We start from the raw sequence: 11,413 nt of genomic DNA on the forward strand, positions 1-11,413 counted from the left end.
TCACTTCCCCCTGCCCTTCCGCCACTTCCCCCTGCCCTTCCGCCACTTCCCCCTGCCCTTCCGTCAATCTACGCGACATTCTATCAATCTACACCATATTTTATTATCTTATCCCAGGATACATAGCTATAACAAGCGTCCTTCATATCATCCCAGATATTTTCCAACGTAATAGAACTATCATAGACCTATCGCCGTACATTCTCCTCAGATCCGTATATATCATTATCAACGCATACACCCACTACAGCCCATAAAAAAACACCAAGGCCTCAAAGGGTTCTTTTCCCTTAGAGCCTTGGTGTCTTGGTGGTAAAGCGGTTTCCCCGCCCCCGCAGCTAGAGCTGGCCCAGGCGCTTCAGCTCGTCGCGAAACCACGGGATGGTGCGGCGCAGGCCCTCCTCGATGTCGACCTTCGGCTCCCAGCCGAGCACGCTCTTGGCCTTGGTGATGTCGGGCTGGCGCACCTGCGGGTCATCCTGCGTGCGCATGTCCTTGTACACGATCCCGCCGGGGTTGTCGGTCAACTTGTTGATCACCTCAGCGAAATCCTTGATCGTATACTCGCCGGGGTTGCCGATATTCACCGGCTCCACCTCATCCGAGAGCAGCAGGCGGTAGATACCCTCGACCAGATCATCCACATACTGGAACGAGCGCGTCTGCAGGCCATCGCCGTAGCATGTGAGCGGCTCGCCGCGCAGGGCCTGGGCGATGAAGTTGGGCACCACGCGGCCATCGCGCAGGCGCATACGCGGGCCGTAGGTGTTGAAGATACGCACGATCCGCGTCTCGACGCCGTGATAGCGGTGGTAGGCCATGGTCATCGCCTCGGCGAAGCGCTTGGCCTCGTCGTACACGCCGCGCACGCCGATGGTGTTCACGTGGCCGTAGTAGGTCTCGCGCTGGGGGTGCACCTGCGGGTCGCCATAGACCTCGGATGTGGATGCCAGCAGGATGCGGGCCTTCTTGTCCTTGGCTAGGCCCAGCACCTTGTGGGTGCCCAGCGCGCCCACCTTCAGGGTCTGGATGGGCAGCTCCAGGTAGTCCACCGGCGAGGCGGGCGAGGCAAAGTGCAGGATGGCGTCGAGCGCGCCCTCGATAAAGATATAGTTGGTGACGTCGTGCTTGATGAAGGTGAAGTTCGGATTCCCGGCCAGATGGGCGATATTGTCGGTCGCGCCGGTGATCAGATTGTCCATCGCGATAACACTGTGGCCCTCGGCGAGGAAACGATCGCACAGGTGCGAGCCAAGAAAACCCGCTCCACCAGTAATCAGAACACGCATGGAAAAGCTCCTTTGTCATCGATTAAAAACAGCGGCACCCGTCGCGCTGGCACGCGGCTGGCCGAGGCGCGGGGCATGGCGCTGCCACCCTGACATCTTATGCAGATCGGCTACGCTGCGCAACTAGGGAATTCCCCTGGCGAGAAGGCGGAGGGGCGTGCAGCACCCTCCGCAGGCGGGGATGTGTGGGAGAAGGCGAGGAGCGAGGCGCTAGTACGCGCCCTTGGCCGAGAGCACCACCGGCACGGTCTGCAGGATGATGCGCACATCCATGCCAGGCGACCAGTTCTCGGCATAGTAGATGTCGAGGCGCACCATCTCGTCGAACGAGGTGTCGCTGCGGCCCAGCACCTGCCAGAGACCGGTGAGGCCGGGCGTCACCTCCAGGCGGCGGCGGTGCCACGGCTCATAGCGCGAGACCTCGTCGGGCGTGGGCGGGCGCGGCCCCACGATGCTCATCTCGCCGCGCAGGATGTTCCAAAACTGCGGCAGCTCATCCAGGCTGGTGCGGCGCAGGAAGCGGCCAAAGCGCGTGAGGCGCGGGTCGTTCTTGATCTTGAAGATCGGGCCATCGGCCTCGTTCTGCGCGGCCAGCTTGGCCTTCAGCTCCTCGGCGTTGGGCACCATAGTGCGGAACTTATAGCACACGAAGGGCTTGCCGCCCTTGCCCACGCGCACCTGTCGGAAGATCACCGGCCCCGGCGAGTCGCGGCGGATGGCCAGGGCGCACAGCCCGCTGACCAGCAGGATGACCGGCGAGGCCAGCAGGATGAGGCCGATATCGATGGCGCGCTTGATCAGCAGGTTGACGCCCTGCAGCGAGACCTCCTTCAGGCCGATCAGCGGGATGCCGCCCACATTGCCAAAGTCCACGCGGTCGTAGCTCAGCTCGTACAGGTCGGGGGCGAGCCGGAACTCCACCCCGAACTCGCGGCAGATCTGCACCAGCTCGGGCAGGCGGCTGTGCTCCCAGAAGGGCAGCGCCAGGATGACCTGGGACACCTGCTGGCGCTTGAGCAGCTCGCGCAGGCCATCGACCTGGCCCAGGTGGCGGAAGTGGCCGTTGGGGCGCTGGGTGCCGGGGGTGGGGCCGTCGTCTAGGTAGCCCAGCAGGGCATAGCCCAGGTAGGGCTGGGCCACCAGGCCCTCCATCACGCGCCAGGCCAGCCCCGAGCCGCCCACCACCAGCACCGGCTCGCGGCCCACGCCCCGCGTCCACTGCCAGCGCTGCACGCCCAGCGCGATGCCGCGCCAGGCCGTGAGCAGCACGATGCTAGCCGCCCAGGCGAAGGCGAAGATCAGGCGCGAGTAGAACTGGGTGGACGACCAGAGAAACACGAACACGATCATGGCCGCCACCGCCGTGGTGGTGCCGCTGGCGATGATGCTGGCGTGATCCATCAGGCTGGCCGAGCGGGGCTGGCGGTAGAGGCCCTTCATGGTGAAGAGCACCAGCAGCAGCACCACCATCAGCCCGGCCAGCGGTATGAAGCGGAAGAACGACACATAGTTCTGGGCCTGCACCTCGCGAACCACCCAGTTGAAGGGGGTGGGCCAGTCCCAGTCGTAGCGCATCTGGTAGGCAAAGGCAAAGCTGATCAGAATGAACAGCGCATCAATCGCCATCATCCCCGTCTGCCGCGCCCACTGGCGCATGTGGGCGCGCAGGGCGCGGGCCTGTAGCAGGCGCGCGGTCGTCGTGCTGGCAAGACTCGGCTGTCTCTGTGTTTCCATCGCGTCTCTCATCTCATCTGGCATCTTGTGCCCATGCGCAAACACGGCCCTGGCGGAGGCAGGCCGCTGGTGCGCGCCGCGTGGCGCTGGTGGGTACAAAGCAGGCCTGTGGCCCGGCTATGCCATTGAAAAGCTGCGTTTCTGTCATGGTTTAGATTGGCGCTATTGTACCATCAAATGCCAAAAGATCTACTGGGCGTTTTGCCGCCCCAGGTGTTGAGGCGCGGCGGCGAATATCAGTGTGGGCATCAGGCGCGGTGGTGATGCTGGCAATGCCGCTGCAATGGGGAACGCCACATGCATCGTCCAGAGCTTCAATGATGGCAATACCAGCGCCCTGCTCCCATGGGCAAGCTTCGGGCCGCCAGCAGCGCATCGGGCGGCAGGTTCTGCCGAGCGCCCGCAGAAAAACAAAAACGGAGGATACACGAGGTACCCTCCGTCGGAGACCGCTGTGGGCCTGGGGCTACGCGCCCTCGGGCGCGGCGTCGTACTCCCAGTAGTCGTCGTCGTCGCGGCCAAACCAGCGGAAGAAGATCACCGTGAGCACCACGAAGAACACCAGCCCGCCCGGCACCCACATGATCAGCCCGCCCAGCGTCTGATCCTCCATCACGCTCAGGCCCCAGATCCGGGGCGCGGCGGCGTAGGTCGGGTAGAGCGGCTCCTTGGCGAAGGTGATCATCGCGCCCAGCAGGGTCGGCGGCACCGACTCGAAGAACAGGTAGAGCACGCGGGTGCCCTGGTGCAGCGCCGGGAACTCATCCAGCGGGCTGAACACCGGCCACCACGTGAGCACCGCCGTGGCCATAAAGCTCATGTGCTCTAGGATATGGATCGGCTGGCTCTGCAGCGCGGCCTCGTAGTAGCGCGGCACGTGCCAGATCCAGTAGACCACGTTGAACGCGAAGAACGCGAACACCGGGTGCGTCAGCACGCGGCCCACCGGCAGGCTGATCGCGCGCACGATCGGCAGCTCCACGATCGGGCGCAGCAGCCAGCGCGGCGTGCCCAGCAGCAGCAGCGGCGGCCCCACCAGGGTAATCAGCAGGTGCTGGATCATGTGCCCGGTCAGCAGGTAGGCATCGCCCAGGTGATCGAGCGGCGACACCAGCGCCACAAACAGCGAGAGCACGCCCAGCAGAAAGATATACTGCTGGCTGATCGGCACCGGCGCCGAGCCGGGGAAGAACCGGCGCAGCGGCCCCACACACAGCAGGTAGGCGCTGGCCTGCATGATCAGGCCCAGCACCAGCTGCGGCTCCCAGTTCCAGATATACATAGGCCCTATCCTTCAGGTCGTGCCGCCGAGGGGCGGCGAGCGGTGCGCCAGCTAGCCTGCGATGCCGGGGTGGGTGCCCGAGAACAGCGCCAGGAAGGCCAGCACGAACAGCACCGCCAGGGTAAACGGCGCGAGGAACACGAACTTGAAGATGTTCCTATCGCCCTTCATGTGCATGAACCACATCACCACCATGGTGCCCTTCAGCACCATCAGCGCGATCAGGCCGCCGATCACCGCCGTGTGGCCCAGCCCGATGAAGGGCCAGAACACCTCGACGATGGTGACGATCGCCAGGATCGCGGCCACCAGCCAGTAGAGGCCGGTGTGATCCTCGTGGGCCTCCTCGCCGTGGGCGGCGTGGGCGGGCGTTGCATCGGTATGCGCCATAGCAGAACCTCCCATGTGAGCCGCAGCGGAGGCTACGGAAGCAGATAGATCAGGGTGAACACCGCCACCCACACCAGGTCGACGAAGTGCCAGTACAGGCCCACCAGCTCCACATCCATGTGCTCGGCGACATTGTAGCCCAGGGTGCGGCTGCGGAACAGCACGCTCAGCAGCCAGGCCACGCCGATGGCCACGTGGGTGCCGTGGAAGCCGGTGAGCACAAAGAAGGTGGTGCCCAGCAGCGAGCTGCTGAGTGTCAGGCCCTCGTGGTAGAGATGGGTGAACTCGTACACCTGCCCGCCCAGGAAGCACAGGCCCAGCCCGGCGGTGGCGGCAAGCCAGATAGTGAACCACTTCTGGTCGTTCTTGCGGATGCTGGCCAGCGAGAGCACCATGGTGAGGCTGGATGCCAGCAGGATGGCGGCCAGCAGCGCGGTGAAGTTGATGCCCAGCATCTCGTGGGGCAGCTGCGCATCCGAGCGGGCCGCGTTCACCGGCTTGTAGATCAAGTAGGTCACGATCAGCGCGCCGAAGAACATCGTCTCCGACCCAAGGAAGGCCCAGATGCCGAGCTTGCGGCTATCCACGCCCAGGGATGTCTCGCCGTGGGCCGAGCCATGGGCGGCTGGCGCGTGGGCTGTGGTCAGTTCGCTCATAGGTTACTCCATCGGCGTGGGGCGCTGGTGCGCCCCACGGGTTAGATCGGGGCGCTAGTGGGCCGACGCGTTGTCGCGGTCGGCGGCGCGCAGCCACACCGTCACGCCAAAGGCGAAGAAGCCAAGGCCCACCACGATCGCGATCACGCTGGGGATGGCGGCGGTGGAGAGGTACAGGATGCCGTAGAACACCACGCACAGCGCGATGGCCACGTACAGCGGCGCGAAGGTGGGCGAGGGCAGGTGGATGCTACCCGGCTCGACAGGCCGGTTCAGTTCCTCTAGATCGAGCGGGGCCAGCTCTCGGCGCTTCACCGGCTTGGTGGTGGGGCTGTGGGCCACATCCAGGTCAGGGTACTTGCTGTCCCACAGCGGGCGGCGGCTGTGCACGGTGGGCGTGGAGGCGAAGTTGTAGGCCGGGGGCGGCGAGGCCGTCGCCCACTCTAGCGTCGCGCCGTCCCACGGGTCGTTGGTGGCGCGCTGGCCCGAGCGCAGGCTGACGATCATGTTCCACATGAACAGCGCCACCGCGATCGCGATACCGAACGAGGCCACCGTCTGCACCATGTTCCAGAAATCCCAGCCCATGCCGGCCTCGTAGGTGTAGATGCGGCGCGGCATGCCCTGGGTGCCCAGCTCGTGCATGGGGCCGAAGGTCAGGTTGAAGCCGATCAGCAAGATCCAGAACTGCACCTTACCCAGAGTCTCGTTCAGGTAGCGCCCGGTGAACTTGGGGAACCAGTAGAAGGTGCCCGCAAAGATACCGAAGATCGCGCCGCCGAACAGCACGTAGTGGAAGTGCGCCACCACGTAGTACGAGTCGGTCTGCTGCAGATCGACGGGCGGCGAGGCCAGGGTGATACCCGAGATGCCGCCGATCACGAACATGGCGATGAAGCCAAGCGCGTAGTACATGGCCGCCTTCATCTGGATCGAGCCGCGGTAGATCGTGGCGATCCAGTTGAAGATCTTCACGCCAGTGGGGATGGCGATCAGCATGGACGCGCCCGAGAAGAAGGCGTCCACCATCGGGCCAAGGCCGGTGCCGAACATGTGGTGCGCCCACACCAGGAAGCCCAGGAAGCCGATGGCCACGGTGGAGTAGGCGATAAACGCGTAGCCAAAGATCGGCTTGCGCGAGAACACCGGCAGCACCTCGGAGACGATGCCGAACACCGGCAGGATGAGGATGTAGACCTCGGGGTGGCCGAAGAACCAGAACAGGTGCAGCCACAGCATCGGGTCGCCGCCCTCGTTGGCCAGGAAGAAGCGGGTGCCGAAGTTGCGGTCGAACAGCAGGAACACCTGGGCCACCGTCAGCGACGGGAAGGCGAAGATCACGATGAACTGCGTGACCAGCTGCGCCCACGCGAACAGCGGCATGCGGTTGATCTTCATGCCCGGCGCGCGCATGTTCAGGATGGTGACGATGAAGTTCACCGCGCCCGCGATCGAGGCCACGCCGGTGAGGGTCAGGCCCAAGATCCAGTAGTCCATACCGTGGGTGGCCGAGAGCGTCGGCCCCTTCTCGGTGAGCGGGGCGTAGGCGAACCAGCCAGCGTTGGGCGCGCCGCCCAGGATGAAGCTGGAGTAGAGCATCAGGCCGCCCAGGATGAACAGCCAGATCGAGAGCGCGTTCATGCGCGGGAAGGCCATGTCGCGCGCGCCGATCATCAGCGGCACGATATAGTTGCCCAGGCCCACGTTCAGCGGCATGACGGCCAGGAACACCATGGTGGTGCCGTGCATGGTCATGAGCTGGTTGTAGACATCGGGCGAAAGGAACGTGTTGTTCGGCGTGCCCAGCTGGATGCGCATCAGCAGCGCCTCGATGCCGCCGATGATGAAGAACACAAATGCCGAGAGCATGTACATGATGCCGATCTTCTTGTGATCGACGGTGCTGAACCAGCTTAGCCAGCCCGAGGGCGCGGCAGACGCCTGCGGAATGCCGACTGGCCGTTGCAGCGGGCGCTCAACTGTTGCCATGGTGCCTCCAAAAATGCTTGCCCGTTATGCCTTCGGGTGCTAGCGCGCTTGCGGCAGGGGGATGTTGGTCTTCTGGCCTTCCAGGTAGGCGATCAGGTCTTTGATCTCCTGATCCGTCAGGTAGCCGGGCTTCACCGTGCCGCCCATGATGTTCCCCGGCTTGATCATGCTGGGGTCGTAGAGCCAGCTGTACAGGTTGCCGCTATTGTTGGGCAGCAGGCCCGCCGCCAGGGTGGTGCGGTCGCCCAGGTAGGTCAGGTTGGGGCCAGTCACGCCCTTGGCCTTGGGGTTGTCGTTGATCATGTGGCAGACAGCGCATTTCTTCTCGAACACGGTGTAGCCGTTGGAGGCCACGCCGCCTGTGCCCACGCCGGTGTACGCGCCCTGCGGGAAGGCAGGCATATGCGGCACATACTTCTCCTGGGTGTTCGGGAAGGCCTCGGGGCCAGCGTAGGGCTGGGTGGATGCCGCCGCCGGGGTGCTGGTGTGCGCGGCGATCCAGCGGTCGAACACATCCGGCTGCACCGCGATCACGCGGAAGCGCATGAGCGCGTGGGCCTCGCCGCAGAACTCGGCGCACTGGCCACGGTAGACGCCCTCGTTGGTGGCCTTGAACGAGAGGTAGTTGGTGTTGCCGGGGATCATGTAGGTCTTGCCGGCCAGCTTGGGGATCCAGAAGTTGTGGATCACATCCACGCCATCCAGCTGCACCGTCACATCGCGGCCCACCGGGATGTAGAGATCGCCCGAGGTCACGATCGACTGATCGGGGTACTTGAACTCGAACCACCACTGGTGGCCTACCGCCTGGATCCGCAGCGCGGTCGGGTCCATCCGCGAGTTGACCGCCTGGGTGCGGAAGGTCAGCACCGCGATCACCAGCACGATCAGCGCTGGCGCGATGGTCCAGGCGATCTCGATCGTGGTGTTGCCGTGGATCTGGGCGGGCATCGCATCATTCTTGCGCGCGCGGAACTTCCAGATCGCGTAGACCAGGATACCTTCCACCACCACGAACACCGCCAGCGCGGCCCATGCGATCGGGGTAAGCAGGGCCAGGATGTTCTCGGCGTGGGTGCCGTGCGTATCCAGGGTTGACATGGGCTTGTCGGCACCGCAGGCCGCCAGGGCGAGTGCGCCAGCGATGAGTACCCCGCTCACCTGCACAGCGCGCCAGATGGAACGACGACTTGGCATGAAGCCTCCTAACTAGGGGAGCAGCGAAGACGGCAGCAGGAGCTACAAGGTGGCGCAGATATCGCTTCCACCAGGCTTAGCGCCTACCACGTTGGAGTATCAATATTCCTACCACGATGTGTGTAGTGTGTACCACCCGCAGGGAACATTAACCCTGCGTGAATACTACGTGAAAAGTTACGCAATCTATTATACTGAGATTCTGCGTATCGTCAATGTGCTGAGCAGGCGCTCATGTGATTAGAGTGGGTTATTTCGCGAGCTTTAGAGATATTCTACCACCGAACCGCCAGCGCCGCCGAATGAGTATCGGCTGAACGCCGCCGTGACAAAGGTTGCGCCATTGCAACTTTCGCCACGGCAGCAGCGGCCTACGCCCCCAGCAGGATGGGCAGGGTGGCGCGGGCGCATGCGTCCCAGGTGAACTGGGCGGCCCGCCGCATGCCGCGCGCGGCCAGATCGGCGCGCAGCGCGGCGTCGCCCAGCAGGCGGGCCAGCCCCGCCGTGATCGCGGCGGTGTCGCGCGGGTCGACCAGCAGCGCGGCGTCGCCCGCCACCTCGGGCAGCGAGGATGTGGTGGATGTGAGCACCGGCGTGCCGCAGGCCATGGCCTCCAGCACAGGCATGCCGAAGCCCTCGTAGAGCGAGGGGAAGGCGAAGGCCGCAGCCCCGGTGAGCAGCGCGGGCACATCGGCATCCGGCACATAGCCCAGGAAGCGGATGTGCTCGGCCACGCCCAGCGCGGCGGCCTTCTGCTCGATCGCCTGGGTAAGCCAGCCCAGCTTGCCCGCGATCGCCAGCCGCGCCCCGGCGCGCTCGGCCTCGCCCAGCGCCGCGAAGGCCTCGATCAGCCGCTCCAAGTTCTTGCGGGGCTGCACGGTGCCCACAAACAGCACATAGGGCGCGCCCGCCAGCCCGTGGCGCTCGCGGGCCTGGGCCACCGCCTCGGGCGGGCAGGGCCGGAAGCGCGGCGCGACGCCGTGGTGCACCACCTGGATCTTCTCGGCGGGCACGCGGGCGTGGCGCACCAGGTCATCCCGTGTCGCGCCCGAGATCGCGATCACATGGCTGGCCACGCGGGCGCTCCAGGCCGTGGAGAGCCGCAGGTACAGGCGGTGCGCCCGCGCGTGGGCCTCGGGGAAGTGGATGTAGCCCATGTCGTGGATGGTGACGACGGTGCGCGTGCGGCGCAGCGCGGGCGCGCCCAGCGGCACCACGTGCGCGGGCACGAACAGCACGTCGGGGGCGCGCGCCAGCAGCTCGCCGCTCAGGCGGGCGTGCGTCCACAGGCGCGGGAAGGGGATGCGGCGCAGCGCAAAGTTGCTGCCCAGCGGCGGCAGCGCGGCGGGCATCTGGTTGCAGTAGAGCGTGTAGCGGCTGCGGGTATCGCGCTGGGCCAGCGCGGCCAGCAGCTCGTAGGTGTAGTGCTCGGTGCCGGTGCGCGCCGCCACCGCCATGCGCGAGGCGTCGATGCCGATATGCAGCGGGGTCATGTGGCTCCTTGTTCTGCTGTGCGGGCGGCGCTACTCGCGCTCCCAGCTGCCCTCGCCGACGCCCCACTCGATCTTGCTGCGCCGCAGCAGGGCCTGCAGCCGCTCGTCCTTCTCGATCAGCTCGATGATCCGGCTGGTGGCGGCCTGCAGCATATCCACCGTCAGCGGGCGGTCGGCGCGGGCGGCGGGCACATCGAAGATCAGCGGGATGCTGTGGCGCACGTACTCGGGGTCGGGGCTGGTGCTCATAGGGCCTCCGCAAGGGGTGCGATAGTATCCAGCACATAGTCGGGCCGGATGTCCGATCCGTCCAGGGCCGCGCGCGGCGTCGCGCCGGTAAGCACCAGGGCCGAGGCCATACCGGCGCGCACGCCCATGGCCACGTCGGTCTCCAGCCTGTCGCCCACCATGATGCAGCGTTCAAGCGGCAGCTGCAGCAGCGCCGCGACCTCGGCCACGGTGATAGGAGAGGGCTTGCCCACCACCTGCTCGATGCGGGTGCTGGTGCAGGCCTCGATCGCGGCGATGATCGCGGCGGCGTCGGGCTGGCCGCCGCCCGGCACGGGGCAGTAGCGGTCGGCGTTGGTGGCCACCAAGCGCGCCCCGGCGCGGATGGCATCGAAGGCGACCTGCAGCTTGTGGTAGGTGAAGGTGCGGTCGAACGAGGCCACCACCACGTCGATCTCGCCCGCCCGCTCGCTGAGCGCGAACCCGGCTGCCACCAGCTCGTCGATCAGGGGCTGCTCGCCGATCACGAACAGGCGCGCGCCGGGGGCCTCGCGCAGCAGCCAGCGCGTCATCACCAGCGAGGAGTTGATGATCTGGTCGATGCTGGCGTCGACGCCCAGCCGCCGCAGCCGCTGCACGTAGGCCTCGCGGGTGTGGGTGGGGTTGTTGGAGAGGAAGGCGATCTTGCGGCCAGCCGCCCTGAGCGTGGCCAGAGTCTCGACCGCGCCGGGCAGCGCGGCGTCGCCCAGGTAGATCGTGCCGTCGAGATCGAAGATGTAGCCGTCGTAGGCGGGTATTGCCATTGTGTTGTCCCATCTGCCCGCGCAACCGTTGCGCGGCTGGGGGCGATTGTACCATGGCTTGTTTCAGCGGCGCGGGCGATTGGGCCTACGGCGTAAGCCGTTTGCACTTTGTGATGATGTGCATCATCTGGATACGCGATGTGGGTGCGGCGGGGGAGGTGGGTAGCGGCCCCGCGCGGGCGGCGGCTCGGGGCCAGCCCCTAGCAACCCCGCGTAGGGATGTAACCCCTCACATGGTGTCACTTTTGGGAAGTGTCAGAAGTACACTTTCCAGCGAACGGGCATGGATAGACCGAACGCGTGCTGGCGGTTTTGCCACGCGATGGCCAGGGTGAACAAGCTGCACTGCCAT

General features: G+C 65.6%; 10 protein-coding genes. All 10 read right to left on the reverse strand.

Features of this window, described 5'->3' with window-relative positions:
* Positions 1–338: 338 nt before the first annotated feature.
* The 10 genes from F8S13_27405 to F8S13_27450 all read right to left on the reverse strand — a co-directional run bounded on the left by F8S13_27405 (position 339) and on the right by F8S13_27450 (position 11,061).
* Entirely contained in the window at positions 339–1,289 is a 951-nt protein-coding gene (locus F8S13_27405) for an SDR family oxidoreductase (GenBank protein ID KAB8139609.1), read from the reverse strand.
* Between the two features lie 210 nt (positions 1,290–1,499).
* On the reverse strand, positions 1,500–3,035 hold the full coding sequence (locus F8S13_27410; protein KAB8139610.1) for a sugar transferase: 1,536 nt from the start codon (positions 3,033–3,035) through the stop codon (positions 1,500–1,502).
* A gap of 454 nt (positions 3,036–3,489) precedes the next feature.
* Positions 3,490–4,305, reverse strand: a complete 816-nt coding sequence (locus F8S13_27415) for a cytochrome c oxidase assembly protein (GenBank protein KAB8139611.1) — start codon at positions 4,303–4,305, stop codon at positions 3,490–3,492.
* 51 nt (positions 4,306–4,356) lie between these two features.
* Complete coding sequence (locus F8S13_27420; protein ID KAB8139612.1) at positions 4,357–4,695, reverse strand: cytochrome C oxidase subunit IV family protein; 339 nt, start codon at positions 4,693–4,695, stop codon at positions 4,357–4,359.
* Between the two features lie 32 nt (positions 4,696–4,727).
* Complete coding sequence (locus F8S13_27425) at positions 4,728–5,351, reverse strand: cytochrome oxidase subunit III (GenBank protein ID KAB8139613.1); 624 nt, start codon at positions 5,349–5,351, stop codon at positions 4,728–4,730.
* 54 nt (positions 5,352–5,405) lie between these two features.
* Complete coding sequence (gene ctaD / locus F8S13_27430) at positions 5,406–7,340, reverse strand: cytochrome c oxidase subunit I (GenBank protein ID KAB8139614.1); 1,935 nt, start codon at positions 7,338–7,340, stop codon at positions 5,406–5,408.
* A 39-nt stretch (positions 7,341–7,379) separates the two neighbouring features.
* Positions 7,380–8,537, reverse strand: a complete 1,158-nt coding sequence (coxB, locus tag F8S13_27435) for a cytochrome c oxidase subunit II (protein ID KAB8139615.1) — start codon at positions 8,535–8,537, stop codon at positions 7,380–7,382.
* Between the two features lie 371 nt (positions 8,538–8,908).
* A complete protein-coding gene (locus F8S13_27440; protein KAB8139618.1) occupies positions 8,909–10,021 on the reverse strand; it encodes a glycosyltransferase family 4 protein in 1,113 nt (370 codons plus the stop codon).
* A gap of 39 nt (positions 10,022–10,060) precedes the next feature.
* Positions 10,061–10,279, reverse strand: a complete 219-nt coding sequence (locus F8S13_27445) for a hypothetical protein (GenBank protein KAB8139616.1) — start codon at positions 10,277–10,279, stop codon at positions 10,061–10,063.
* The gene (locus F8S13_27450; GenBank protein ID KAB8139617.1) at positions 10,276–11,061 is read right to left on the reverse strand and encodes an HAD-IIA family hydrolase; all 786 of its coding nucleotides are present in this window, start codon (positions 11,059–11,061) and stop codon (positions 10,276–10,278) included. Before F8S13_27450 ends, F8S13_27445 begins: the two co-directional genes overlap by 4 nt.
* Positions 11,062–11,413 lie beyond the last annotated feature (352 nt).

Source organism: Chloroflexia bacterium SDU3-3 (genome assembly GCA_009268125.1).
In the GTDB taxonomy this organism is placed as follows: domain Bacteria; phylum Chloroflexota; class Chloroflexia; order Chloroflexales; family Roseiflexaceae; genus SDU3-3.

Excerpts from the sequence above, each read along its gene's own strand:
- F8S13_27405 (KAB8139609.1), bottom strand. The coding sequence starts at position 1,289 with ATGCGTGTTCTGATTACTGGTGGAGCGGGTTTTCTTGGCTCGCACCTG.
- F8S13_27410 (KAB8139610.1), bottom strand. The coding sequence starts at position 3,035 with ATGAGAGACGCGATGGAAACACAGAGACAGCCGAGTCTTGCCAGCACG.
- F8S13_27415 (KAB8139611.1), bottom strand. The coding sequence starts at position 4,305 with ATGTATATCTGGAACTGGGAGCCGCAGCTGGTGCTGGGCCTGATCATG.
- F8S13_27420 (KAB8139612.1), bottom strand. The coding sequence starts at position 4,695 with ATGGCGCATACCGATGCAACGCCCGCCCACGCCGCCCACGGCGAGGAG.
- F8S13_27425 (KAB8139613.1), bottom strand. The coding sequence starts at position 5,351 with ATGAGCGAACTGACCACAGCCCACGCGCCAGCCGCCCATGGCTCGGCC.
- ctaD (KAB8139614.1), bottom strand. The coding sequence starts at position 7,340 with ATGGCAACAGTTGAGCGCCCGCTGCAACGGCCAGTCGGCATTCCGCAG.
- coxB (KAB8139615.1), bottom strand. The coding sequence starts at position 8,537 with ATGCCAAGTCGTCGTTCCATCTGGCGCGCTGTGCAGGTGAGCGGGGTA.
- F8S13_27445 (KAB8139616.1), bottom strand. The coding sequence starts at position 10,279 with ATGAGCACCAGCCCCGACCCCGAGTACGTGCGCCACAGCATCCCGCTG.
- F8S13_27450 (KAB8139617.1), bottom strand. The coding sequence starts at position 11,061 with ATGGCAATACCCGCCTACGACGGCTACATCTTCGATCTCGACGGCACG.